The sequence below is a fragment of the Shewanella sp. SG44-6 genome (assembly GCF_014164185.1).
Classification (GTDB): domain Bacteria; phylum Pseudomonadota; class Gammaproteobacteria; order Enterobacterales; family Shewanellaceae; genus Shewanella; species Shewanella vesiculosa.
The window spans coordinates 1-25,710 of the sequence record NZ_JACJER010000034.1; the positions used below are offsets into that span (position 1 = coordinate 1).

The 25,710-nt window shown below is 40.6% G+C and carries 22 protein-coding genes; 10 read left to right on the plus strand and 12 right to left on the minus strand.

The window, feature by feature from the left end; all coding sequences use genetic code 11:
* The 4 genes from H5185_RS08215 to H5185_RS08230 all read left to right on the plus strand — a co-directional run.
* Positions 1-876, plus strand: an 876-nt coding sequence (locus tag H5185_RS08215) for a sugar-binding transcriptional regulator (protein ID WP_182741799.1), incomplete at its 5' end; no start/stop codon positions are given.
* A 235-nt stretch (positions 877-1,111) separates the two neighbouring features.
* Positions 1,112-2,872 (plus strand): cytosine permease, encoded by a 1,761-nt coding sequence (locus H5185_RS08220; protein ID WP_182741800.1) that lies wholly within the window; start codon positions 1,112-1,114, stop codon positions 2,870-2,872.
* Between the two features lie 59 nt (positions 2,873-2,931).
* Complete coding sequence (locus H5185_RS08225) at positions 2,932-4,458, plus strand: mannitol dehydrogenase family protein (protein WP_404948452.1); 1,527 nt, start codon at positions 2,932-2,934, stop codon at positions 4,456-4,458.
* 2 nt (positions 4,459-4,460) lie between these two features.
* The gene (locus H5185_RS08230) at positions 4,461-5,381 is read left to right on the plus strand and encodes a carbohydrate kinase (RefSeq protein ID WP_182699073.1); all 921 of its coding nucleotides are present in this window, start codon (positions 4,461-4,463) and stop codon (positions 5,379-5,381) included.
* Between the two features lie 124 nt (positions 5,382-5,505).
* Here H5185_RS08230 and H5185_RS08235 read toward each other — a convergent pair whose 3' ends face one another.
* The 9 genes from H5185_RS08235 to H5185_RS08275 all read right to left on the minus strand — a co-directional run bounded on the left by H5185_RS08235 (position 5,506) and on the right by H5185_RS08275 (position 12,922).
* Positions 5,506-6,882, minus strand: coding sequence for an anti-phage deoxyguanosine triphosphatase (locus H5185_RS08235; RefSeq protein WP_259396191.1), 1,377 nt, complete (start codon positions 6,880-6,882; stop codon positions 5,506-5,508).
* Between the two features lie 9 nt (positions 6,883-6,891).
* Positions 6,892-7,479, minus strand: coding sequence for a 5'-deoxynucleotidase (yfbR, locus tag H5185_RS08240; protein ID WP_182741802.1), 588 nt, complete (start codon positions 7,477-7,479; stop codon positions 6,892-6,894).
* 105 nt (positions 7,480-7,584) lie between these two features.
* On the minus strand, positions 7,585-8,799 hold the full coding sequence (locus tag H5185_RS08245; protein ID WP_182697430.1) for a pyridoxal phosphate-dependent aminotransferase: 1,215 nt from the start codon (positions 8,797-8,799) through the stop codon (positions 7,585-7,587).
* A gap of 277 nt (positions 8,800-9,076) precedes the next feature.
* The gene (efp, locus tag H5185_RS08250) at positions 9,077-9,637 is read right to left on the minus strand and encodes an elongation factor P (RefSeq protein WP_124014963.1); all 561 of its coding nucleotides are present in this window, start codon (positions 9,635-9,637) and stop codon (positions 9,077-9,079) included.
* A gap of 49 nt (positions 9,638-9,686) precedes the next feature.
* Positions 9,687-10,874 (minus strand): elongation factor P maturation arginine rhamnosyltransferase EarP, encoded by a 1,188-nt coding sequence (gene earP / locus H5185_RS08255; RefSeq protein WP_182741803.1) that lies wholly within the window; start codon positions 10,872-10,874, stop codon positions 9,687-9,689.
* A gap of 94 nt (positions 10,875-10,968) precedes the next feature.
* Complete coding sequence (fldA, locus tag H5185_RS08260; RefSeq protein ID WP_124014961.1) at positions 10,969-11,496, minus strand: flavodoxin FldA; 528 nt, start codon at positions 11,494-11,496, stop codon at positions 10,969-10,971.
* A 51-nt stretch (positions 11,497-11,547) separates the two neighbouring features.
* On the minus strand, positions 11,548-11,820 hold the full coding sequence (ybfE, locus tag H5185_RS08265; protein WP_011637372.1) for a LexA regulated protein: 273 nt from the start codon (positions 11,818-11,820) through the stop codon (positions 11,548-11,550).
* Positions 11,821-11,828: 8 nt separating this feature from the next.
* The gene (locus H5185_RS08270) at positions 11,829-12,050 is read right to left on the minus strand and encodes a DUF2788 domain-containing protein (RefSeq protein ID WP_124014960.1); all 222 of its coding nucleotides are present in this window, start codon (positions 12,048-12,050) and stop codon (positions 11,829-11,831) included.
* Positions 12,051-12,148: 98 nt separating this feature from the next.
* Positions 12,149-12,922 carry an alpha/beta fold hydrolase gene (locus H5185_RS08275; protein ID WP_182741804.1) on the minus strand — a complete coding sequence of 258 codons (774 nt, stop codon included), beginning with the start codon at positions 12,920-12,922 and terminating at the stop codon, positions 12,149-12,151.
* A 301-nt stretch (positions 12,923-13,223) separates the two neighbouring features.
* Between H5185_RS08275 and seqA the strand changes: the two genes are divergently transcribed.
* From seqA to H5185_RS08290, 3 genes are all read left to right on the plus strand, one after another.
* On the plus strand, positions 13,224-13,850 hold the full coding sequence (gene seqA, locus H5185_RS08280; RefSeq protein WP_182741805.1) for a replication initiation negative regulator SeqA: 627 nt from the start codon (positions 13,224-13,226) through the stop codon (positions 13,848-13,850).
* A 53-nt stretch (positions 13,851-13,903) separates the two neighbouring features.
* Positions 13,904-15,547 carry a phosphoglucomutase (alpha-D-glucose-1,6-bisphosphate-dependent) gene (gene pgm, locus H5185_RS08285; RefSeq protein ID WP_182723785.1) on the plus strand — a complete coding sequence of 548 codons (1,644 nt, stop codon included), beginning with the start codon at positions 13,904-13,906 and terminating at the stop codon, positions 15,545-15,547.
* A 142-nt stretch (positions 15,548-15,689) separates the two neighbouring features.
* On the plus strand, positions 15,690-16,097 hold the full coding sequence (locus H5185_RS08290) for a hypothetical protein (RefSeq protein WP_182741806.1): 408 nt from the start codon (positions 15,690-15,692) through the stop codon (positions 16,095-16,097).
* Between the two features lie 116 nt (positions 16,098-16,213).
* On the opposite strand, the gene katG is transcribed toward H5185_RS08290, so the two are convergent.
* From katG to dacB, 3 genes are all read right to left on the minus strand, one after another.
* Positions 16,214-18,400, minus strand: a complete 2,187-nt coding sequence (katG, locus tag H5185_RS08295; protein ID WP_182741807.1) for a catalase/peroxidase HPI — start codon at positions 18,398-18,400, stop codon at positions 16,214-16,216.
* Between the two features lie 633 nt (positions 18,401-19,033).
* The gene (locus tag H5185_RS08300) at positions 19,034-20,446 is read right to left on the minus strand and encodes a TonB-dependent receptor (RefSeq protein ID WP_124014954.1); all 1,413 of its coding nucleotides are present in this window, start codon (positions 20,444-20,446) and stop codon (positions 19,034-19,036) included.
* A gap of 231 nt (positions 20,447-20,677) precedes the next feature.
* Positions 20,678-22,249 carry a D-alanyl-D-alanine carboxypeptidase/D-alanyl-D-alanine-endopeptidase gene (gene dacB / locus H5185_RS08305; RefSeq protein ID WP_182741808.1) on the minus strand — a complete coding sequence of 524 codons (1,572 nt, stop codon included), beginning with the start codon at positions 22,247-22,249 and terminating at the stop codon, positions 20,678-20,680.
* A gap of 722 nt (positions 22,250-22,971) precedes the next feature.
* Here dacB and pssA point away from each other — a divergent pair.
* The 3 genes from pssA to H5185_RS08320 all read left to right on the plus strand — a co-directional run bounded on the left by pssA (position 22,972) and on the right by H5185_RS08320 (position 25,696).
* Entirely contained in the window at positions 22,972-24,312 is a 1,341-nt protein-coding gene (gene pssA, locus H5185_RS08310) for a CDP-diacylglycerol--serine O-phosphatidyltransferase (protein WP_124014952.1), read from the plus strand.
* 71 nt (positions 24,313-24,383) lie between these two features.
* Positions 24,384-25,193: a tRNA-uridine aminocarboxypropyltransferase gene (locus tag H5185_RS08315; protein ID WP_182741809.1), complete on the plus strand. Its 810-nt coding sequence runs from the start codon at positions 24,384-24,386 to the stop codon at positions 25,191-25,193.
* 149 nt (positions 25,194-25,342) lie between these two features.
* A complete protein-coding gene (locus H5185_RS08320) occupies positions 25,343-25,696 on the plus strand; it encodes a hypothetical protein (RefSeq protein WP_124014950.1) in 354 nt (117 codons plus the stop codon).
* Positions 25,697-25,710 lie beyond the last annotated feature (14 nt).

Consider the following 25,710-nt stretch of genomic DNA (forward strand, 5'->3'; position numbering starts at 1 on the left):
GATGAAATCGCTCAAAAATTAGAAGTATCAAGACAGTCTGCACAGCGTTTAGTTGCTTTAGCCGTGAGTGAAGGCCTAATTCAAGTCCGTTTAGACCATCCAATTGCTAAATGCATGGAATTGGGACATCAACTGACTCAGGCCTTTAACCTACTAGAATGCGAAATTGTACCAAGCGATCCCGCTGACAGCAGTTCGGTTCATGGATTAGCACAAGGTGGCGCGAGTGTACTAGAGCGTTATTTAAAGTCCGAACAGCCAAAGACGTTAGCTTTTGGCACAGGCCGCGCACTTAAAGCGTGTATCGATGAGTTACCTTCAATGCAGTGCCCACAGCATAAAATCGTATCGTTATTGGGCAATATGATGCTCGACGGTTCAGCATCTGCTTTTGATATCGTAGTGAGTATGGCCAATAGAGTACAAGCTAAGCACTACCCAATGCCGTTGCCCGTTATTGCCAGCTCGGTAGCTGAGAAACAGCTTTTGCATGACTTGGCGCCGGTAAAAAGTATTTTTGAATTAGTCAAACAAGCTGATGCGACTTTTGTCGGAATCGGCCACATGGGCATAGAGCCACCATTACTACTTGACGGTTTTATTAATCAGTCTCAGTTAGATGCATTAGTTAATAATGATGCTATCGGTGAAATCATTAGTTGGGTTTATAACCAACAAGGACAATTACTTGATAACTCAATCAATCAACTGGTGATGAGCTCACCGTTAAATATTGACTTAACCAATCCTGTCTATGGTATCGCGGCAGGGCAGCAAAAAGTGGATGCGATATTTGCAGCATTACAAGGCCGATTAATTAATTCATTAATTACCAATGAATATACTGCTGAAAGATTATTGGCTAAGCTAAAATAAATATAAAATAAATATAAAAATACTTACATTGAGATTTAAGTAATACTCAGCGAGTAAGTTAGTATCCATAATCTTACTAATACTTTAGTCATTAATAAGGACGATAAAAATATAAATGGGGTTATTATTTCTACTCAAGCGAAATAATAAATAGTCAGTAAAGGTTATACAGTATCACTTTATCATCGTTTTTAGGTGAGGGTTTTACTTATCTCCTAAACAGGAAATAAAAATAATGACAATAAGTCAACATGAGGCTTCATTCAAACTGATGAATGAAGAGCAACTTCCCGTTGCCAAAAATAAATTGCACGGTTGGAAACATTTTGCAGGTTTGTATGCTGGGGAGCATGTTGCCGCAACTGAATTTGTTATTGGGGCAACGTTTGTCGCTTTAGGGGCGTCGACCATTGATATTCTTTTAGGCTTACTTATTGGTAACCTACTAGCCATGTGTTCATGGTGGCTATTAACTGCACCAATTGCGGTCGAAACGCGTTTAAGTTTATATAATTACTTAAATAAAATTGCCGGCGATTCGATGACTAAGCTTTATAATTGGGCAAACGTGGTGATCTTTTCGGTGATATCGGCAGCAATGATCACTGTATCATCCACTGCAGTTCGCTTCTTGTTTGATATTCCCGCACAGTTAAATTGGTATCCCAGTAGTCTATGGTTTGTGATGATTGTATTAGCCGTTGGCTCAATTGTTGTTGTGGTCGCCATGTATGGTTTCTCGACTGTGGCAGATTTTTCTAAAATCTGTGCGCCTTGGTTATTTGTTATCTTCATCGCGGGTTCTTTTTCGTTATTCCCAGCGTTATCAAATCATGTGATTGGTAGCACCACTCTCAATAGCTGGCAAGATTTTATGACGATAGGTGATAGTTCAATCTGGACGGGCTTAAATGATAAAGGCGAGCCTGGTATTGGCTTGCTCGAAGTGATTGGTTTTGCATGGGCCGCCAATTCAATTACTCATTTTGGTTTGATTGATATGGCAATTTTTCGTTTCGCTAAACGTAAAAGTTATGGTTTGTTATCAGGTGTCGGGATGTTCTTTGGTCATTACTTAGCGTGGATCTCCGCAGGTATTATGGGGGCGGGGACTGCCGTCATACTTAAGACCACTATTAGTCAACTCGATCCTGGTGATGTGGCATATCAAGCTCTAGGTTTTTCTGGCTTTGTGATTATTATTATTGCCGGTTGGACTACTGCTAACGCCAATCTCTATCGCGCAGGATTAGCTGCACAGTCGATATTTGTTAAACAATCTCGTGAACGGACTACTGCGATAGTCGGTCTTGTGACCATGGTGATTGCCTGTTTCCCGTTTGTATTTACTCAAATGTTACCCTTATTGACTTACGCTGGTTTATTAGTCGTTCCTGTGGGAGGCATAGTGTTTGCTGAACACGTGTTATTTCCTAAGATTGGTTTAACTCGTTACTGGGCTAAATATCAAAACTTAACCAAGAGCACTCCGGCAATTGCATCTTGGGCATTAGCACTCGTGTTTGGTTTTGGCCTAAATACGCTTGATATTATTTCATTTTATTATTTGTTTATTCCTACGTGGATATTCACCATTATTATTTATACTTTATTAGCTAATAAATATGGTGCAGGTTTGGATTATTCTGAACATATTAAAGCTGATGAAATAGAGCAAAAGCAAATTGCACAATATCAGGATACTATGGCCAAAGGTGATAATCCTCACGTTGAAGACAATAGTAAATTAACAAAGTTACTCAATGGTTTTGCATTTTTCTCATTAGTTATGATTAGCATTTTGGCGGCAAGAGTGATGTTTTATAGCCCAACGATGGAGATCTATGCCGTTAATAAATCACTGTTTGAAACCATCTGCCTGGTTTGTACTGTTATTTATTTTAGTTGTTCTTATGTCGCATTAAGAAGACATAAAAAATTAAATTATCATACTGCGGAACCAAGACTTTTGCGAACAACGGCAAATGAGTCTTAGTCTGAAGTGTTATTTGATTGAAATAACATTCAGTTCCATCATTTATTATTTTATGAGGCATGTACATGCATCACGCTCAACAAGTAAACGTTCCACTTAAGACCTTAAATCAACAATGTTTATCCACTTTACCTAGTGATGTTGATGTACCTAGGTACGATCGTAGTAAGTTAACAGCAGGCATCGTTCACATTGGTGTTGGCGGTTTCCACCGTGCTCATCAAGCGGTATACATTAATGAGTTATTAAAACAGCCGGGCTCTGAATCTTGGGCTATTTGTGGCGTTGGTTTATTAGAAGCCAATCGTAGTTTACGTGATGTGTTGGTTAAACAAGACTACTTATACAGTTTAACCGTTCGTCATCCGAATGGTCAGATTGATCATCAAGTGATTGGGGCTATGATTGATTTTCTGTTCGCACCAGAAAATAAGCAAGCCGTGATTGATCGATTGATACATCAACATACTAAAATTGTGTCACTGACAATTACTGAAGGGGGCTATAACTTTAACCCTGCTACGGGTGAGTTTAATTACTCTAACCCAGATATTATTCATGACATGAGTTATCCAGAAGATCCTATTACCGCATTTGGTTATCTAACTGCCGCATTGAAGCAACGTAAAATCAAAGGGATGAAACCTTTTACGGTGCAGTCTTGTGACAATATTCAGCATAACGGTGATATGACTCGTAAAATGCTGTTGGCCTTTGTGAATAAAAACGATACTCAATTAGGCAAATGGATAGCAGATAATGTCTCGTTTCCTAATGCGATGGTAGATCGTATCACCCCAGTGACCACCAAAGCCGACATTGATTATGTTGCCAGTACCTTAGGTATTAATGATCAATGGCCGATCACGTGTGAAGCGTTTAGCCAATGGGTCATTGAAGATAATTTTAGTGATGGTCGTCCGCCGTTAGATAATGTCGGTGCACAATTTGTTGCTGATGTTACTCCGTTTGAAAAAATGAAGATCCGCTTATTAAATGCTGGCCATTCAGTATTAGGTTTATTAGGATCTATCCATGGCTTTGCCACCATTGATGAGTCAGTATCTGATCCACTATTTGCAGGCTACTTACGCCGCTTTATGGACGATGAAGTCACGCCGTTAATTGAACAACTTGAAGGGATTGATTTAACCCAATACAAAGACACCTTAATTGAACGTTTTGCCAATCCGAACATTAAAGACAGTTTGGCGCGTATTTGCTCAGAAAGTTCGGCAAAATTGCCTAAATTTATCATTGCATCGATTAATGAAAATATCGCCTTAGGCCGCGATAGCTCATTGGCGACTTTAGTGATTGCGGCATGGTGTTTATACAGTGATAAGCGCGTCGATCAGCAGGGGCAGACATTAGCGATTAGTGACCAAATGGCACCGCAATTACACGATTTTGCCAGCAAGACGGCGCAAGATCCGTTGGCTTTTTTACAGTTAAGCGATTTATTTGGTGATCTTTGTCATCAAGCAAGCTTTTGCCAAGATTATCGCCAAGCGATTGCGGCCTTATATGCACCAGAAAGTGAGATTAAAACCATTATGCAAGCAAGATTAGACGCTAAGGAATAGTGATGAACAGTATATTAATCAATCATAAAGCCACCGAAGATATCAATATCAGCTGTTTTGGTGAGGTATTATGGGACTGTTTTCCTGACGGTAAACGCGTTGGCGGCGCGCCGTTAAATGTCTGTGTCAGACTCAACGCCTTGGGGATTAAAGGGGCAATGATCAGTGCGGTTGGCGACGATCAATTGGGTCATGAATTATTGGCTTTCATTGATGAACGCGGCGTTAATCGGAATTGTATCGCCATTGATACCGAAAAAAGTACCAGTACAGTGCAAGTGAGCTTAGATAAAAGTGGTTCGGCGTCTTATGACATAGTCGCGGATACTGCGTGGGACAATATCGCATTAACTGACGCTATCATCGATCTTGTTCATTGTTCAGATGTGTTGGTGTTTGGCAGTTTAATCGGTCGAAGTGCGGTGTCACTTGGTACATTAACGGCGCTGGTAGGTTTAGCCAAATTTAGTGTGTTTGATGTCAATCTTCGTGCGCCACATTATCAACTTGAGAGTATTGTCGAGTTAATGAAGCAAGCAGATTTTATTAAGCTCAATGATGATGAACTCTACGAAATCGCTAAGGCCATGGGCTCGCCATTTCACTCACTTGAGCAAAATCTCGAGTTTATTGCTGTCCAAACCCATACCGATTATTTATGTGTCACCAAAGGCAGTCATGGTGCATTACTGAGTATTGCTGGGAAGAAGTATTATAATTCAGGTTATTTAGTCAATGTAGTTGATACCGTTGGCGCCGGAGATTCTTTTTTAGGGTCGTTACTGTATCAATTGTGCACTGATACTAATCCGCAGTATGCGATTGATTTTGCTTGTGCAGTGGGTGCTATGGTTGCTCAGTCTCATGGGGCTACGCCACAGCTGACGTTAAATCAAATACAAGCGTTTATGTACCCAAAGTAAACAGTCCGATGTTTTTTTGTGAGAAGTGTGAGAAGTGTGGGTTATTTCCCCTTATCTAACCCGTTAGCGCTTGGTCGTAATGACCAAGCGCTTTTTTATGGAAACTTAACGGCGGCAATTAATTTTATTGCTCGCTGCTTAACTCCATAATACCCGCTGCTTTTGAACCAAATAGTTGCTGATGTAAGCGACTTGCAAATCCATCTGTCATGCCAGAAATATAATCGGCAATCACTCGCATTGAATTATTCCCTTCATTACGCTCCGCTAACCATCGCTCACGAGTATTGACGGGTAAAAGACGTTCAGGATCTGAGGCAAATGCTTCAAATAATTCCATCACAATTTGTTGGCCTTTGTATTCCAGCATTTGGATTTCCGGTTTACGAATAACGTACTTGAATACTAATTGTTTCAGTACATGCAATGTTGCAGCAAAGTCTGGCTCTAGTTCGGCATTATATTTTAATAAGTCTTCGTCAAACTGCGGATTGGCACTAATACTAATCGCGGTGACGAAACCGTTGACTAAGGTACCGATAGCATCTTTACGTAAATGATGCTCATGGGAAAACAGTTTGCCACCAATGCTAGCCATTTCCGATATCAGCCATTGATCTTTGATTTCAGTTAATTGATCGACCACATCGCGTTGCCACTGATTTTGGTTGACAATCCCCATGACAATGGCATCTTCGAGATCGTGTACTGCGTAAGCTATGTCATCAGCCAACTCCATAATTGAGCAATCAAATGATTTATAGCGTGTTTTTAAATGGGGATAATCAAGGTGCGTATGGCTTTGTTCACTGCTGATAAATAATTGCCTGTCAGACTCGGATAATGGCGCTAATACCCAATCAATAATGGGCTTGTCATCATTAAACAATCCTTTCACCGGCGGCCATTCTGAGGGTTTTAATTGACGGTGATTAACGATATCTGGACGTTGTTGATCCACAAATAACTGCCCATGAGTTGCGGGATATTTCATTACCCCGAGTAACGTTCGGCGGGTCAGGTTCATTCCCCATGAAGGCGTGTAGGGTTCTAAACGAGTTAAAATCCGAAAGGTTTGCCCATTGCCTTCAAAGCCACCATGATGGCGCATCATGTAATTTAATGCCACTTCACCGCCATGTCCGAAAGGAGGATGGCCTATGTCATGGGCTAAACAAATTGATTCAATAAGGCTCATTGAATTGAGTAAATACCGCAGTTCTGGATATTTCCGCCGTAGTTGAGCAGTAATGCCAGTACCAATTTGTGACACTTCTAATGAATGTGTCAGCCGAGTGCGATAAAAGTCATTCATACCAACGCCAAGCACTTGTGTTTTGGCTTGAAGCCGACGAAATGCAGCTGAATGCAGAATACGGGCGCGATCACGCTGAAATGGACTACGATGATCATTTCGGCGTTGTTTATCTTCACCGAGTAAACGCTGCAGCCAACGACTGTTCTGTTGTGTATCACTGGACTCGATGGTGTTATCAGGCATAAAATTCCTTTACAGCATTTGATTAATTTCGTCTAAATTCAATGTGAAACTTGGAATAAAACACTCACGGAAATAACCTACAGCAGGGTTAGGGTTCTCGTCTAACATTTGTTCTAAACGTTTACGGGCACTATTAAATTCACTATTACCGGCTTTTTGTTCTTCTAAACACTTTAAATATGCGCAAAGTGTATCCGCCGCTTTTACAATGGCCTTATATTGTGGGTCGGCTTCTTCACTGATAAACAGACTACGATAATCTTCTCTAAACTCAACCGGGACCATTTCCAGCATACGCTGTTCTGCTATAGCTTCTATTTTTTTATATTCGGCTTCGATTTCTTTATTAAAGTACTTTACTGGTGTCGGTAAGTCGCCGGTCAAAATTTCACTGGCATCATGATAAATGGCAATCGCAGCCGCTTTATTAGCATCTAAGTCAGTGGCGAATTTTTTATTACTGATGATCACTAAAGCGTGAGCGACCATCGCCACTTGTAGCGAATGCTCTTGAACGTTTTCACGGCGCACGTTATGCATTAACGGCCAACGTTGGATCAGTTTCATCCGTGATAAATGGGCAAATAAATGACTCATGAGACTCCTTACTGCGCTCAATAGTTTGTCTCAGCTTACAGCAGCTTATCGATAAAAAAAAGCGACTGTTCAGTCGCTTAGTATTTTATGGCAGAGATATTGTGTCTATTGACGATAATCTTCTAAGAAATTGCCAAATTCAGTCATTGCTTTAGTTAGATCTTCTTTATACGGTAAAAAAACCACGCGTAAATGATCCGGTTCTGGCCAATTAAAGGCTGTGCCTTGAACTAGCAAAATCTTTTTATTTCTGAGTAAATCTAATACCAAGCGTTCGTCATCGCGTAAATTAAACTTTTTCATGTCTAATTTCGGGAATGCGTACAAGGCACCTTGAGGCTTTTTGCAACTGACACCAGGAATTTGGTTAAGCAATTCATACACAGCATCACGCTGAATCGTTAAACGGCCATTAGGTAATATCAGCTCATTAATGGACTGATAGCCGCCCAATGCGGTTTGAATCGCATGTTGATTGGGTACGTTGGCGCACAAGCGCATTGAAGCAAGCATTTCTAAACCTTCAATGTAGCTTTTAGCGGCTTTTAAATTACCCGATAACATCATCCAACCCACACGAAAGCCTGCGGCGCGATACGCTTTCGATAAGCCATTAAAGGTGATAGTTAGAATATCATCAGACAAACCTGCTGCAGGAATATGTTTAGCTTCGTCATAGAGAATTTTATCGTAAATTTCATCAGCAAATAAAATCAAATCGTGCTGGCGACATAGCTCAATAACTTGCAACAACAACTCTTTACTGTACACAGCACCAGTAGGGTTGTTTGGGTTGATTAATACTATCGCGCGGGTGCGACTACTAATTTTACTGTTAATGTCGTCTAAGTCAGGAAACCAATCCGCTTCCTCATCACAGCGATAATGCACTGCTTTGCCGCCAGCGAGGTTTGCAGCTGCTGTCCATAACGGGTAATCAGGTGAGGGGATAAGGACTTCATCATCAGTATTGAGCAATCCTTGCATAGCCATGACGATAAGTTCTGACACACCATTACCAATATAGATATCTTCAATATCAACGCCAAAAATACCCTGTGCTTGATAATGTTGCACAATTGCTTTGCGGGCAGAAAATAAGCCTTTTGACTCACAATATCCTTGAGCACTTGGCAGATTTAAAATAACGTCACGCACAATTTCTTCTGGCGCTTCAAATCCAAACGGGGCCGGGTTACCGATATTAAGCTTTAAGATACGATGACCTTCGTCTTCTAAACGGCGGGCTTCTTTATGCACTGGTCCACGGATATCGTAGCAAACAGAGTCAAGTTTATTGGATTTGATAATGGGTCGCATACTACTCTCAATAACTAAATACGGCTTAAGTTAGCGAACCATAACGAATTTATCGTTATTGTGAAAGGGGCAAATGGGTAAAAATGATAATAATATCAGTCAAAAATACTGTTTTCTGGGGTAAATTAGGCTTTGCTTCAGTGTTTTATGCTATTTATGACGCTGTATTTAGTGGTGATATAGGGTTTAATAACAAAAAAGCCAGCACGTAGTGCTGGCTTTTAATGAGTTGACTTGTGTTATTACTATTTTACTAATAGCCCAAGTTAACTGGCGATTAAACGCGCTTTTTGAACTCGCCTGTACGAGTATCAATTTCGATCTTGTCACCCACTTTAACAAAGTCAGCTACCGTAATAGTACCACCACCAGTGATGGTCGCTGGCTTCATTACTTTGCCTGAAGTGTCGCCACGAGCAGAAGGCTCGGTGTAGATAACTTCACGTACAATGTGAACTGGTAATTCAACAGAAATTGCTTTCTCGTTGTAGAAAGTCACTTGGCAAACGTCTTCCATACCATCAATGATATAGTCAGCAGCATCACCTAAGTTGTCAGCTTCTACATCATACTGGTTGTATTCTTCATCCATGAATACATACATAGGGTCAGCAAAGTAAGAGTAAGTACAATCAAGACGTTCTAAAATGATATCGTCTAACTTGTCTTCACCTTTAAAGGTTTGTTCAGTACCAGAATCTAGCAATACGTTCTTTAATTTTAACTTAACGATTGCAGCGTTACGGCCAGAACGAGTTGTTTCAGTCTTCTGAACAACCCATGGGCTGCCATCTAACATGATCACGTTACCAGGACGGATTTCATGAGCAGTTTTCATTTCACTATTTCCTATATATTTGGACTTTTTTTATTTATAGAGCAGTATCTTAGCAATTGTTAACGAATTGAACGAGTCGACTCGCAAGATCTGCATCATTTAACGCGTTAATTGGCCATTTAATCGCATGGTGCGTTAAAGGCAAACTAACAGAATTTAACTGTTGCCAGTGCATTACTACCGAGTTTGTATCACCACAGTTGAAGGCCGAATTCACCTCAGACCAAGTGGTAGCAATTTCTGGAGCAAGATTATCGCAGTAAATTTGCATAAAAGCTTGTAATTTTACCAAGTGATAATCATCTTCTTGAGGATAAATGTGCCATATAAAGGGTTTTGCGGCCCATTGAGCACGTAAAAACGAATCTTCACCCCGCACAATATTAAAATCACAGCTCCATAGCAAGCGATCAAAGTCATTTTGATCTGTCATAGGTAATATATGTATGGTTAGGTTGCCAAGAGTAAATTGTTGACCGGGCATAAAATCTGCAATGGCGCAAGGCAATAAACTGGATAAACTATGTAAACTACGGCCTTTAGGGATAAGCGCATGGATGGGTGTTGGCGATGCTTGCCATAATTCACACAGCGCAGTTAACGCGGGAGTTTCATAACTGAAAACACTGATTACCCTATCTTGAACATTAATACCCTGCAAACCTAGTTGCTCGAATAATGCTAATTTATGTTTAGGATCGGCTTGCCATTGATCTCGTTGCTTGAATAATTGTGTTTCACAAATCAGTCCGCCAGTTTTAGGGCTAAATCCTGGAAAGTAAAACCACTTCTTAACACCATTGGGCTGTGTTGATGGTAGTCCATGACAGCCATCAACCCATTTTTCAGCGCTTAAATATTCAAGGTTTAACCAAATAGGCGTCTGAGTATCTGGCTGAATATGTAACTGGCCAATAATAGATTTAACCTGTGATGGTAATTCACAGGCAAAGGCTTCTATTATCACAGCACCAGCTTTATACTCTATTTTAATTGGGGTTTCCCAATGAAAAATATTCACACCATTAAATTCCTGCTGGCTTTTTGCAGGATTGAGCAAGGGTAAAATATGAGAAAAACTCAATAGATCGTCGACCCATAAATTAATGGGTATGGCATATTCGCTTGCCAATTGTTTAGCTAAACGCCAAGTTACACCTATGTCGCCGTAGTTATCAACCACGGTACAAAAGATATCCCAATGAGGGGATAATGAGTTTGAATGATGGACTGACATATTAATAGTTACTTAATCGTTAAACCTAAACTATAGGTATAAAAAAGCGGCTATAAAGCCGCTTTTAATCACAAAACTAATCTGATGATGTGGGTTAGTCTTCTAACTCAGCTAAACACATTTCTTCATATATCTGCTTAACCCAACCGTCAACACGTTCTTCGGTAAGTTCTGGCTGACGATCCTCGTCAATCCCTAAACCAACAAAGTGCTTGTCATCAGCCATGCCTTTAGATGCTTCAAAGTTATAACTTTCTGATGGCCAATTACCAATAATAATGCCACCACGAGCTTCAACGATATCTCGTATCATGCCCATAGCATCAAGGAAGTATTCAGCATAATCTTCTTGGTCACCACAACCAAAAATAGCGACTAGTTTATCGGTGAAGTCGATTTGCTCAAGTTCTGGGAAAAAATCATCCCAATCACACTGTGCTTCGCCGTAATACCAAGTTGGAATACCAAACATTAGCAAATCGTATTCAGCAATTTGCTCTTTAGTACTCTTGGCGATGTCTTTGACATCTAACATGCTTTTACCCAGTTTTTTCTGGATCATTTTGGCTACAGCTTCGGTGTTGCCAGTGTCGCTACCGAAAAAAAGACCTACAGTTGCCATTGTCTATCCTTTAAATATCTAGTTCGCGTTGTGCGATGTTCTAAAAACGTCTCAGTTGTCGAGTTGCTGTTGCAGAATAAATTCGATTAACTGGCTACGGCTGATGTTACTGTTCAAAGCTTGTTGGTTCAAGGCATCATATAAATCTTGTGACACCTTTAACTCTATTCGTTTTAAACCGTTAGCGCGATCACGCTGAATTTGGTTACGCTTATTGATCTTTAATTGCTGCTCACGAGACAGTGGGTTACTTCTCGGACGCCCACGGCGAGTTTCTGCGGCAAAAAGGTCAATAGTCGTTCTATCTGTTGTTTCTTTTGCCATTGTACTCTTTAACCGATCCCAGAGCCTTCCCAGGTCATCTGAATAATACCTTTTGCAATAAACCCGGCGCAGCCGAGGAATAACACTGCCCAAACAATATATCGACCAAATTTAGGGACGTCACCCTGTTTAAGCACATCATGTATAGCCATGCCGATAAAAAAGAATATCGATGCAAAAAACAGATTTAAGCCAACCGCTTCAATTTGATCCATGTATTGGTTTAACATACTTCTACCTTCGCGATTAAGTGTCTGGCGAAAAGAGGGCGCGAATATATCACATCAGGATACGATCGGCTATGTACAAAAGGGGAAATATTAAAAATTTACCCTTGGTTTTGTTCAATAAACTCAGACACGATACGGTTAAATATCTCTGGCTTTTGGGCATGTAACCAATGACCAGTGCCATTTAATGTTTTCGCGCTGGCATGTGGAAATTGACGCATGATCTCATCGCGATGTTCAGCCGTGACATAATTTGACTCACCGCCACGGATAAATAATGCAGGCTTATCGAAATGATTGTCATCTGTTAACGGTAATGTCCAGCCAATAATACGATCATAAGATTCAATTAGCCCAGTTAAATTCATTTTCCATTCAAAACCGCTATCAGTGCGTTGCAGATTCTTAAGTAGAAACTGCGATGTTGGCTCATCAATACCGGCAGACGTTAAATGTACTAAGGCAGATTTGCGCGTGGTATTGGCGTTTAATTCTAAACTGGTTAGGCCTGCAAACACGATTTGATGTCTTGGGCTGTAGGCAACAGGTGCGATATCGGCAACAACCAAGCTTATAACTCGCTCAGGATGTAGCAGTGCCATTGCCATGGCAATTTTACCACCCATTGAGTGGCCAACCACATGGGCTTGTGTAAGATGTAATTCATCGAGAACATCTATCATGGCATCAGCCAACTGTGGGTAGTCCATCTGGTCCCAATGCTCACTTAAGCCATGATTGGGGACGTCAACCCGAATAACTTGATGCTGTTGTTCAAGTACACTACCGAGATTTTTTAGATTATCAAGATTGCCAAATAGCCCGTGAATAAGTAGGACGGCTTCACCTTGACCAGAAGATACGAAATGCATAACGCAATAAGCTCATTGGGACAATTTGTACGGCAGATTTTGCTGTAATGAGCCAATCAAATCAAGTCATCATAACGATAGTGACCATTGTTGATGATATTTTACCCGCCTTTTGATAAATTTTTAAGAATATAGGCCATTTAATGATTTTGTGACTTTATTAGTTGGTTAAGCTTGGCTTACACTGAAGCCATAATTTTTGATCGCATCAGTAATAGGCGATCTGCGCTCCCGAATTACCAAGCGCCAGTCAAATAATGGCGACAGTAGTACAAAGACTGATAGAAAAAGGATGACTCTGATGAAATACATTGAGATTGACGAAGAACTTTATCGCTTTATTGCCAGTAAGACTGAACGTATTGGCGAAAGCGCTTCGGATATTTTACGTCGTTTACTTAACTTGTCAGTTGAAAATGTCGATATAAGTTTACCCGCTTCCATCAGTCAGCCCAGTTTAGAATCTGAATCAGCAGCTAGTCATCATCCGGTTTTTAACCAAGCAAAAGCTGCTGTTGAAAAAATCATTGCTGAACAAAATAGCACCGGCCAATACAATCCTGCAGATGAACAAACAGCGTCACCAGCAACGATTGATTTTGATGCTATTGTTAGTCAGCATTTGTTGAGCCAGCAAAAAGGTGCAGTAGGGCGTTTTATGCACTTATTAGCCAGTCTTGAAACCACAGCTCGCAGTGACTTTGATAAAGTACTGAATGTACAAGGGAAAGGGCGCTTGTATTTTGCTCGTTCTAAACAAGCGCTACTCAATTCTAGTCAATCTTCTAATCCAAAAGAAATCGCTTCTAGCGGGTTTTGGGTGACAACCAATAACAATACTGCCAAAAAACAAACGATATTAACTGAAGTATTAGAGCATTTAGGTTGCGATAGTGAACGAGCCAAGAGTATCGCTGAACACATTTAATGTTTGAATTTTGTTGAGAATTATATTTTTCATTTACTAACAGGAGACCATTCGTGGCCATTCACACACGCGCAGGGCAGCAAGCTTTACAAACGGATTTAGTGAATATTCCTAAATTAATGAGTCATTATTATCGCATTATTCCAAACGTGGAAGACGTGCAGCAAAAAGTGACGTTTGGCACTTCAGGCCATCGTGGTTGTGCCTATACCGCTAGTTTTAATCAAAACCACATATGGGCTATCACCCAAGCTGTGGTTGATTATCGTATTTCAGCCAATATTACCGGGCCAATGATTGTTGGTTTTGACACTCATGCACTGTCTTATGCGGCGTTTATGTCCGTTATTGAAGTATTAACGGCTAACCAAGTCAAAGTATTAATTCAACAAGATGACGGTTTTACCCCGACACCTGTCGTATCTCAAGCAATTGTTCGTGCCAATTCGTCTGCACCTGCTGCCTTAATCGATGGCTTAATCATTACACCTTCGCACAATCCTCCACAAGATGGTGGCATTAAGTACAATCCACCTCATGGTGGACCTGCTGAAGGTGAAATTACTAAAATCATCGAAACAAAAGCTAATGAATATCTAGCCAATCAGCTGTCAGGCGTTAAAAAAGTCAATTACGGTGTCGCGGTTAAATCCGGCTGGATTGATGAAGTCGATTTTATTGCACCTTATGTTGAATCTCTTGCTGAAGTGATTGATATGGAGGCGATTAAAAAAGCCAACATTCGAATAGGTGTTGATCCTTTAGGTGGGTCAGGTATTTATTATTGGCAACACATTGCGACACAATATGGTCTTGATATCACCTTAGTTAATGACAAAGTTGATCCTACTTTTGGCTTTATGCCATTAGATAAAGACGGCAAAATCCGCATGGATTGCTCCTCTCCTTATGCGATGGCAGGCTTATTAGCCTTCAGCGAAGATTATGATTTATGTGTTGGTAATGACCCAGATTATGACCGCCACGGTATTGTGTGCCCGGGATTTGGTTTGATGAACCCGAATCATTACCTAGCTGTTGCGATAGATTATTTAATGACTCATCGTCCGCAATGGTCAGAGTCGTTAGCTGTTGGTAAAACCTTAGTATCAAGCGCGATGATCGACAGGGTTTGTAATGCCTTAGGCCGTCATTGTTTAGAAGTACCAGTTGGTTTTAAATGGTTTGTTGATGGCTTAGCCCAAAGCACCATAGCCTTTGGCGGTGAAGAAAGTGCCGGTGCCGCTTTTTTAAAGCGTGATGGCAGTACTTGGTGTACCGATAAAGATGGTTTTATTTTAGCCTTGCTTGCGGCGGAGATTTTAGCCGTAACCGGTAAAACACCCGCTCAGCGTTATCAAGAGTTAACGACCAAGTTTGGCGAGAGTTTTTATACTCGTATTGATAGCCCTATTAGCCTTAAGAAAAAGGCCAAGTTTGAGCAATTAAATCGTGATAGTTTCACTGACACTCAATTAGCGGGTGAACCCATTACGGCTATTTTAAGCCACGCACCTGGCAATAATGCTGCCATTGGTGGCATTAAAGTCACTACCGAAAATGGCTGGTTTGCTGCGCGTCCATCAGGTACTGAAGCCTTGTTTAAAATCTACGCCGAAAGCTTTATTAGTCAGCAGCATTTGGATGACATTATTACTCAAGCACAGACTATGATTGACCAAGCCTTAAAAGGCTGAGTTTACTGTAAGTTGTTTTTTAAATATAAAAAGCACTGATTTTCAGTGCTTTTTTTGCTTCTATTGATGCGATTTTTTTGTCAGTATGGCTTAACTGTTGGTTGTTAATAATTAATGTTAAGTCATTTCAAGGAAGATATTAATGAATAAATATATGTCACTACTTTTTTTACCGGCGATGATGTTAACGGCTTGCCAAACTCAACTTGAAACTGTTCAAGTACCTCAAGCCGTGTTTAATACAAAGGTAATCACTATTGAAAATTCTCAACTCAATCAATATTGGTTATTGGAGCAGATTAAACCTGTAATGTTAAACAAACGTCCTGATTGGTTACCAAGAGGTGCTGGTAAGGGTGAATATTATATTACGATTGACTCAAACGGTAACGAAGTCAGTAAAGAGCTTATTGGCTCGCAGCCAGAGGGCTGGATGACGCAAGCATTAGTCAATAAGATGCCAAAACAGCAGTATGAGCCAGCGGCATCGAATATTAAGCGAGTACCAGTAAAAGTGAAAATGGATTTTGAAGTAAAGCGTATGAATTGATCTTGAGGTTACTTAACCTGTATTGAGCGATTTAACCCAATATAACAACAGGGTAGAATAATACATTCTGCCCTGTTGTTATTTTACAAACTAAACATTATTAGTGATGATAGTCACTACGCTAAGTCAAATCGATCAGCATTCATGACTTTAGTCCATGCTTTAACAAAGTCTTTAACAAACTTTTCTTTTGCGTCATCTTGAGCATAGACTTCTGCATAAGAGCGTAAAATAGAGTTTGAGCCGAAGACTAAATCAACACGCGTCGCAGACCACTTCATCTTGCCTGTTTTGCGATCGATGATGTAATACAGGTTATCACCGGCAGGTTTCCATGTGTATGACATATCGGTTAAATTAACAAAAAAGTCATTCGATAATACGCCTACATTATCGGTAAATACGCCGTGTTTAGTATTGTCATAGTTAGTACCTAGCACTCGCATACCGCCGACCAAGACCGTCATTTCATGAGCGGTTAGGCCCATTAATTGAGTACGGTCGAGCATCATTTCTTCTGGCTGAACAATGTAGTCCTTCTTTTGCCAGTTACGATAAGCATCGTGTAATGGCTCTAACACTTCAAACGACTCAATATCGGTTTGCTCTGCAGTGGCGTCACCACGACCGGGAGCAAATGGCACTGTAATCTTAACCCCTGCTGCGTGAGCTGCTTTTTCAACCGCAGCGGTTCCGCCTAGGACGATTAAGTCGGCCATACTCACAGGTTTTGTTAGCCCAGCTTGAATATCAGTTAGGGTATCTAACACTTTATTTAATCTTGTGGGTTCATTGCCTTGCCAGTCTTTTTGTGGCGCTAAACGAATACGCGCCCCATTGGCTCCACCGCGATAATCTGAACCTCGGAAAGTTCGGGCACTGTCCCAAGCTGTCGCCACCAGTTCAGCAATGTTTAATTCACTGGATAAAATTTTAGCTTTAAGCTCAGTGATTTCTTGTTCACTTAAGCTGTAATCGACTTGTGGAATAGGGTCTTGCCAAATAAGATCTTCAGCAGGCACATCAGTTCCAAGGTAACGACTTTTAGGACCTAAATCACGGTGAGTCAGTTTAAACCACGCTCGGGCAAACACCTCTGAGAAATAGGCAGGATCTTGATAAAAACGGTCTGAAATTTTGCGATATTCAGGATCCATTTTCATCGCCATATCAGCATCTGTCATAATTGGACTTGAGCGAATAGATGGGTCTTCAACATCAACCGGTTTATGCTCTTCCTTGATGTCGATAGGTTGCCATTGCCATGCACCAGCCGGACTCTTTTTCAGTTCCCACTCGTAGTTAAGCAGTAATTCAAAGTAGCCGTTATCCCATTGAGTAGGATGGGTTGTCCAGGCACCTTCGATTCCACTGGAAACCGTATCTCGGCCTATGCCTCGACTGGTTTTATTTAACCAACCAAAGCCTTGGTCTTCTAATTCAGCACCTTCAGGTTCGGCTTGTAAATTGTCGACATTGCCATTACCGTGACATTTACCAACAGTATGTCCACCCGCGGTTAATGCGACGGTTTCTTCGTCATTCATTGCCATACGTTCAAAGGTAGTGCGAATATCATGGGCGGTTTTTAATGGATCAGGATTACCATCAACACCTTCAGGGTTGACGTAAATTAATCCCATCATTACGGCTGCTAATGGATTTTCAAGATCTCTTTCACCAGAATAGCGGCTGTGCTCTGAACCGCTTGGTGCAAGCCATTGTTTTTCAGATCCCCAATAAATATCTGTTTCTGGATGCCATATATCGGCGCGGCCACCAGCAAAACCAAATGTTTTTAGCCCCATAGACTCATAAGCTACGTTACCGGCTAAAATGATCAAATCAGCCCAAGAGAGTTTATTGCCATATTTCTTTTTGATCGGCCAAAGCAGTCTGCGCGCTTTATCGAGGTTAACGTTATCAGGCCAGCTATTGATTGGTGCAAAGCGTTGATTGCCAGTCCCTGCGCCACCGCGACCATCAGCAATTCGATATGTACCTGCAGAATGCCAAGCCATGCGGATCATTAATCCACCATAATGGCCCCAATCTGCTGGCCACCAATCCTTACTGTCTGTCATTAAAGTGGTTAAATCGTGTTTTACAGCAGCGAGATCGAGGCTTTTGAATGCTTCGCTGTAATTAAACGTCGGATCCATTGGATCCGTCTTTTTGTCATGCTGATGGAGAATATCGAGATTGATCGCTTTAGGCCACCAATCCATGTTATGGCTATCGTTTGAAGTATTGCTGCCATGCATAACAGGGCACTTACCTTGACTATGTTGTACTTTGTCCATGAGATTTCCCTTTATCACTAGAGTAGCTTAATTTTGATATATCATTGGATGACAAGCTCAGGCTAACTGACTGTGGTTACTAATTAAAGCGACTTTTTCCGGTTCAGTTAATCGCTTTTATTGATACATAAAAGTAAGCCGTTGATTCAAGTTTGCGCTAACGTAATAAACTCAGTCTAGTTATCAATACCATAAATGCACCAGTAAATAACATCATGATGGAAATATACCGTCGGTTTTGCCAAGTCATAATGTTTACACTGTTTATCAACAAGCCCTAATGAGAGCCAAGATTAACACCATTAACCTTTTTTAAAGCCGCTGTGACTGACATGTTTTATGCCAATGCCATTTAGTGGGTAGGTTTAAATACATCATTAGCCTTAACGATAAGCATTGTTAAGGCAATTATCTGGATGTAGAACCAGTTCTTATTGCATTGAGGAAGTAAAAATAGATGAGTTTTATTAACGGCTAGCGCATTGTCTAGGTGATACACATAAAAATGGCTAACCCAATACAGGTTAGCCATTGAAGCGATAATACACTATAGCAGTTGTGCCAAAAGGTTGTTGCTTTACAGTGATCAATAATCTTTAAATCAAATACTTAAGGGTGACTGTTGGTAGGATTTTATCCACGATAACCAAATAATTTTTGTTCCATGATTGCTTTGCTTACGGCTTCCGGAACGGCGTTAATCCAATCGCCTTGACCGCGGCAAATTTGTTGTAAAATTTCTCGCGAGAAAATATTAAATAAATCAGGGTTGCTCGACTCAATACTGGTGATAAAGCCATTATCGAGAACATGACGGAATAAATAGCGCAGATTATTGGGGACACTAATGGTCGTTAAGTTATTTAGATCACCTTTTTCATCTCGTTCAGGGTAAACGAACAAGCGCGTGTTATCGGGGAATAATTTACCGAATGCTTCGAGTATTCCGCCTTCCATTCCACGATAATATTCTTCATCAAAAATTTGTTTAATATTAACCATACCGACCACAATGCCGATTTGTAATTGGGTGTATTGGCGGAAATAGGCTCGTAACGAGAAATATCGGGTATAGTCGGACACCATGACATTGTAGCCGAGTAAATTAAGTAACTTGACCCGTTCCATAATGTCTTTTTCAGACATGTTGGCATCTTTACCGCTCAAGTCATTTAAGGATATTTCAGCAATCAATACGGTACTTTTATCTGTTACACCATCGAGTAAGGAAAAGGCTTTATAGCCTTGTTCGATCATATCGACATTAAGTTTTGTTACTGGCTTAAATGAACCTCGAATGGTTAATACGTTCTTTTTGTAAAGCATGTCAGCAGGAACTGCGACACTGCCATCCGCTTTAAACATAATGGCGCGCGTTTTCCAACTGCGAATAAGATGAATATTCTTGGCTTGATTGTCGACATCTTCAAAGTAGGGCCCTTGAAAGTCGATACAATCAATCTCTATTCGATTAGCTTTCATGTTATCGGTTAATGAATCGATAATCATTTTCGGATCTTCAAAATAGTAATAACTGGCGTAAATGAGGTTGACCCCTAAAATCCCTAATGCTTGTTGTTGTGCTTCAGCGGTATCGTCAAACATACGCACATGAACAACAATATTAGACGGCTCTGCCCCCGGGTACATTTGAATTCGCACACCACACCATGCATGACATTCATTTTTACGATTAAAGCTCTTGGCTGAGACAGTTGCTGCGTAGGTAAAATAACGCGAAGACTTAGAACGAATGGCACCAACACGGTCAACAACGAGATCAAACTCTTGCTCCATCATTGCCAATACGCGTGCTTTACTGACATAACGACCATCTTCTTGAACACCATAAATAGCGTCAGAAAATTTCATATCATAGGCCGACATGGTTTTCGCTATCGTACCCGCAGCAGCACCAGCGACAAAAAAGTTACGTGCGACTTCTTGTCCTGCACCAATTTCAACTATAGTGCCGTACTTTTTTTCGTCTAGGTTTAAACGAAGAGCTTTTTCTTTTGTGCCACGGGAACTGACTTGCTTATCCATAATATCTCCACACGATAAAACATTGGTATCTTAAGATTACTGCTAACAATGTTATAGCAAGTTAAAATATCCGCTAGTGCTGAAAGGATATTTGTGGCGATAAATTAATAATTTAACCTTTTTGAATAGCTTATAGATGTTTATTGCGACACTTTTGATCAGCGTCAACCGTGACTAGCGCGTTAATAGCATGATTGCCGCAACCATACACGTTGCGGCTTTATAACTTTATTATCTAGGTACATCCATCATGGTTTGTAAAAATACCGCAGAAAAGGGGGCTTTTTGCTGTTTTTTAATTTGAGGACTTAAGCCATTTTCAAACAACACAAATAAATAGTTATGACCATTACTCACATTCACTCTACCGGCCAAGTTTGCAATTCCTAGCATACTGCCGGTTTTTGCAAATACATGATGTTTGAGTGGTGATTTATTAAAATAACGTTTGTAGCGTAAGGTGCCACTGACACCTGACTCTGGAAGTAAATCGAGCAAGAATCGGTATTCTGGTTGTTGATATATGACGGTGAGTACACTTAATACGTGTTCTGGTGTGAGCAAGTTATAGCGTGATAAACCTGAACCATCGGCAATGTTTGCCGTCGATAAGTCGATACCTATCGAGTACAGAATGGTTTTCAATGCCTGGCCACTGCGAGCAAAGTCGCTTGGGGTTTGATAATACACCTCACCGAGTTTTTTTAATAAACTGTCGGCAATTAAATTATCTGATTCGAGTAACATGGTTTCTAGCAATTGCGGTAAAGCATCAGATTGATGGCTGGAAATAACTTGTCGTTGAGCCATAAACTTGGGCTGCTTGTTCATCTTAATTGTCGTAATGGGGTGGTTATAGCGAATTCCTAAAGATTCGAGTTGTTTAGCTATGATGTGCTGAGCGTAAATTTGCGGATCGCTAATGGCTATTGCTAAAGGTAATGACTTAGCTCCGACATGACAACCGCTTAGGTGATAGCGATTATTATCGAAACGACTTAAGGTTAATTGACACTGGGGTACTGACTCAGTGAGGTATGCAGGCAGAGCATTGGCCATTGGTAATGTAACAGCGGGCTTTATCACTGGGTTGTCTATGGTAGGTGAAACAAAATATGCGTCATTAGTGATGTCAATTGGGCGGTTTCCCATTATGGTGATTTTCGCCACTTTATTGTAACCATTGGTGGATAATCGACCATAGACGCAATTTTTATTAATGATAAAAGGCGAGATTGGCGCAGCGTAGCAAATCCCTAAATCGTCCCATACCCAGCCAGGAGCCTGTAATTGGCTGTCTTGTTCGCTCGCCAACATAATATTCCCGGTAAGTTTTGTGATCCCCAATGTGCTTAAGGATCCAAGAAGTTGATGTAAATCTTGGAATGTTAAGGTTGGATCGCCACTGAATTCGATATAAATGTCTCCAGAATAAATCCCATTGTTAATCTGAGTTTTATCCAGCGGTTGATCGGCTAAGGTTGTGAGTTGGGTTTGATAGCTAAATTGTTTACCGAGTTGCTTGGTTGCTGCCAATGCGGTTAACAGTTTTTGAACACTAGCAGGTTGCATTAATGATTGATTATTATATTGAAATACTGTTTTTTGACTGGTCATATCCCACACGGTAATGCCCAGTTGTGAATGTATCGGCTTTAATAGTTGCAACATATTATCCAGATACAGGGCTGCGGGTTGTTGATTAATATTCTCTAGGGGTGAAGAAGGTATCTGTGGTTGCACCACCGCAGGTCGAATAAGCTGCTCGGCAGCGCTGACGGTATTTGGTAGGCAGATGATCATCAAAGACCCTAATAGAGATAAAGCACGCCTCAGCCATAAAGGTTGTTGCCTATGAGATGAATGTGGCCGTGGGAGATGGAATAGTATTGAAGTCATATAAGTCTACATCTAGGTATCACTAACGATAGGTTATGGTAGCTGATGCTAACCTTGGCTGATACGAATTTGATAATGTTTCGTCCTTTTTGATGACATGCTTATCCCTTTAGTGTGATTATCATGTTTCTACAGCTGACCATAGGCTGGCTAGTTCGCAAGCAATATGGCATTAAAGTATTAATTATCGGCAAAAAAACACACTAAAACGGCTGCTAAGTAAGAAAAATCTTGCTCATCACCTTGTTAATCGGTAATTTCTATCAGCTTAAGAGGACGCCAATCTCAACTATCTGCCAAATATCAATGCTACAGTGCTGCAACAGCAGTATTTGATTACATATTGTGTCTTAGCAAAAGCAGATTTGAGTTTGATAGACTGGCGATAATTTATCGTTAAACAGTATTGTTTTTACTGAGATGTTATTTTGTCAGTATTATCGCAATCGCGTTGTAAGAAACATCATCAGTTGAGGTTGGTTATAAAAACGGCCTTTATGTCGAGGCAAACATAGCGTGTGCTTAAACATGCAACCTTATGCTTGTTAAACAATTGAACAGCGTACTCACAATTACAATATATCGCTGTGATGTTTTTGAATTTGATCCCATTACTGATAAGCGTAATGGTCACCCATTTTAAGGAGGATGCCTTGCTGGATAAGCTAGGTGGTATTGCCCTAAATGCAGATGCTGTGTCTTGGTTGCTTAACCCGAAAGATTTTAAGCAAGCCTTGCTAACTAAAATCGCAGCGGCAACATCTTCAATTTACATCGCGGCATTATATGTTGAAGATGATGAAGCAGGTCGTGAAGTATTGCAGGCGTTATTAGACGTCAAAGCCCAAAATCCACAAATAGATATTAAGGTATTAGTTGATTACCACCGTGCACGCCGCGGCTTAATTGGTCAAAAGGGCGACAGTGGCAACTATATTTTATACCGTAAATTAATGGCTGAAGCGTCACACCCATTTGATATAGTGGGCGTGCCAGTAAAGTCGCGAGAATTTATGGGCGTGTTGCATCTTAAAGGTTTTATTATTGACGACGCCGTGATTTACAGTGGCGCGAGCATTAACAATATTTATTTACAACAACAAGAAAAATATCGGTTCGATAGATATCATGTTATTGACTGTCCAGAGCTTGCTCGCAGCATGCGTGACATGATCAAACAAGATATCGTCAGTGATCCTGCTGTAAGCATATTAAGTCAATCTGGCGATATTGAAGAAAACCCTGAAAAGAACGACATCAAAAGCTTTAAACATCGTTTATCTCAGGTGCGCTATCAGTACAAGTCAACCACAGTCGGTAACCGTATTACACCGTTAGTTGGCCTTGGCAGAAAGAACAACCAATTAAACGACACTGTGATCAATTTGGTCGATTCCTCTACAAAAGAGCTGTTTATTTGTACCCCTTATTTCAATCCACCAACGATTTTGACTCGTGCATTAGCTAGACACCTGCGTGAAGGGAAGAAAATAGATATCGTTGTAGGTGATAAAACCGCCAATGACTTTTATATTCCACCGGATCAGGATTTTTCAACCATTGGTGCATTGCCTTACATGTATGAACAATCACTGCGTAAATTTGCCAAGAATCAGCAGTGGGCGATCGAGAATGGACAACTTAATATTCATTTATGGAAAGATGGGATTAACAGCTTTCATTTGAAAGGCATTAGTGCCGATAATCGTAAGCATCTGATCACCGGCTCTAACTTAAACCCGCGAGCTTGGGCGTTAGATTTAGAAAATGGTTTATTGTTGCATGATGAGTCGGGGAGTTGGAAAGAGTCGTTCATCAAAGAGCAGCACTATATTTTACTCCACACTGAACGATTATTTCATTATAGCCAAATTGATACCTTGCAGAAGTACCCAAAACCAGTGAAAAAAATTATGAATCGAATTCGCCGTTTAAAAGCAGACTTTTTATTGCGGCGTATCTTATAATTACCTCATCAGTGTCATATCCGTTCATCACCAAATTTGGTGATGAATTTTTTTCACCTCAGAGTTCTTTAATGTCAGAGTTATCAATAAAATCAATTAAACCGCCTATTCATGCAGTCCATCGCTTACATGAATACCGAAAGTCATTATCGACTAAGCCGTTTGGTGCCCGCGGTAAGAAGCTGATTAGGTGTAATCTTTGTCTCTTAGGTGAATTATTTTGTACCTGTGAACATCGGCAATATTTAACCACGAACGTTAGCTTTATGTTGATGATGTATAACGACGAAGTCTTAAAGCCCACTAATAGCGGCAGGTTAATTGCTGATTTAATTCCAGATACCCATGCATTTTTATGGACTCGAACAGATACCGACAGCGCAATGTTAGCATTACTCGATAATCCTCAATACCAACCCTTTTTAGTGTTTCCACAACAATATGTGCAGAGCGAGCAAATTATTGTTGAGCAAATAACCCCAGCCTTGCTAACTTCGGAGCAGGGGCAAGCTAAAATTCCTTTGCTGGTAATGCTTGATGGCAGTTGGCGCGAAGCAATCAAAATGTATCGTAAAAGCCCGTATTTACATCAAATGCCGGTATTATCATTTGCGCCAGAAACCTTAGCGACTTATGCACTACGTAAAGGCAGTCATGATTTTCAGTTAGGCACAGCTGAAGTTGCGGCGCTGGCATTAAGCGCTGCTCAAGAGCCTCAAAATGGTTTGGCACTATCGACCTGGTTTGATTTATTCGTAGAATCTTCATTGCTGGGGCGTAATCGCCGCGCAAAAGAAACCTTAACCCCAATTGCTGTGTATATTGATGCGTTCAAACTCGCATTAAAAGTCAGTCATGAGCACATAAAACGCAGTATTTAGGCGGCTGAATCGACGCCAAACGGTTGCATATTGTGACTAATTACGAGATGCTAACAGACGTTTATTACTTGAGTTATATTGCTAACAAATGAGCGAAGCTAAGGCTTTACGCTAATTTCAGGTTTTCATTAAGGACTGTTTTATACGTTATGGAAGAGTTGATCAACAGTGCTAAAGCGCTAAATGCGAAGAAATTGGTTGTGTTGTGTCGTCTTGAACCGGGTTGTTTAGGCCCTGATGGCATCGATCATATTGACGCTTTTTGCCAAGTTGCAGAACGTGCATTAGTGAATTTTAATGCCGATATATGTCATTGGTGTCTTGCGCCTCGCTTAGATAAAAGTTTGATTGAAATACAATACAGCCTTGCAGGAAAAGTCTTATCTCGTGATAAAGCAATTAAGTTTATCAGCTCTTTTGAACAAGACCTTGATGTCATAGAAGAACGCTTTGAAGATAAACTGACTCAATTGATCAATCAGTATATCGCCCGTAAACGTTAGATTGAGCATAGCGT

Bases quoted from the DNA above. Each gene is read 5' to 3' on its own strand.
- H5185_RS08315 (WP_182741809.1), top strand. From the start codon at position 24,384: ATGTCAGAGTTATCAATAAAATCAATTAAACCGCCTATTCATGCAGTC.
- H5185_RS08275 (WP_182741804.1), bottom strand. From the start codon at position 12,922: ATGCATTTCGTATCTTCTGGTCAAGGTGAAGCCGTCCTACTTATTCAC.
- dacB (WP_182741808.1), bottom strand. From the start codon at position 22,249: ATGATCATCTGCCTACCAAATACCGTCAGCGCTGCCGAGCAGCTTATT.
- efp (WP_124014963.1), bottom strand. From the start codon at position 9,637: ATGAAAACTGCTCATGAAATCCGTCCTGGTAACGTGATCATGTTAGAT.
- H5185_RS08245 (WP_182697430.1), bottom strand. From the start codon at position 8,799: ATGCGACCCATTATCAAATCCAATAAACTTGACTCTGTTTGCTACGAT.
- H5185_RS08290 (WP_182741806.1), top strand. From the start codon at position 15,690: ATGAATAAATATATGTCACTACTTTTTTTACCGGCGATGATGTTAACG.
- H5185_RS08320 (WP_124014950.1), top strand. From the start codon at position 25,343: ATGGAAGAGTTGATCAACAGTGCTAAAGCGCTAAATGCGAAGAAATTG.
- H5185_RS08270 (WP_124014960.1), bottom strand. From the start codon at position 12,050: ATGTTAAACCAATACATGGATCAAATTGAAGCGGTTGGCTTAAATCTG.
- H5185_RS08230 (WP_182699073.1), top strand. From the start codon at position 4,461: ATGAACAGTATATTAATCAATCATAAAGCCACCGAAGATATCAATATC.
- ybfE (WP_011637372.1), bottom strand. From the start codon at position 11,820: ATGGCAAAAGAAACAACAGATAGAACGACTATTGACCTTTTTGCCGCA.
- earP (WP_182741803.1), bottom strand. From the start codon at position 10,874: ATGTCAGTCCATCATTCAAACTCATTATCCCCTCATTGGGATATCTTT.
- yfbR (WP_182741802.1), bottom strand. From the start codon at position 7,479: ATGAGTCATTTATTTGCCCATTTATCACGGATGAAACTGATCCAACGT.
- H5185_RS08235 (WP_259396191.1), bottom strand. From the start codon at position 6,882: ATGCCTGATAACACCATCGAGTCCAGTGATACACAACAGAACAGTCGT.
- H5185_RS08220 (WP_182741800.1), top strand. From the start codon at position 1,112: ATGACAATAAGTCAACATGAGGCTTCATTCAAACTGATGAATGAAGAG.
- H5185_RS08300 (WP_124014954.1), bottom strand. From the start codon at position 20,446: ATGGATAAGCAAGTCAGTTCCCGTGGCACAAAAGAAAAAGCTCTTCGT.
- H5185_RS08225 (WP_404948452.1), top strand. From the start codon at position 2,932: ATGTACATGCATCACGCTCAACAAGTAAACGTTCCACTTAAGACCTTA.
- seqA (WP_182741805.1), top strand. From the start codon at position 13,224: ATGAAATACATTGAGATTGACGAAGAACTTTATCGCTTTATTGCCAGT.
- pssA (WP_124014952.1), top strand. From the start codon at position 22,972: ATGGTCACCCATTTTAAGGAGGATGCCTTGCTGGATAAGCTAGGTGGT.
- katG (WP_182741807.1), bottom strand. From the start codon at position 18,400: ATGGACAAAGTACAACATAGTCAAGGTAAGTGCCCTGTTATGCATGGC.
- fldA (WP_124014961.1), bottom strand. From the start codon at position 11,496: ATGGCAACTGTAGGTCTTTTTTTCGGTAGCGACACTGGCAACACCGAA.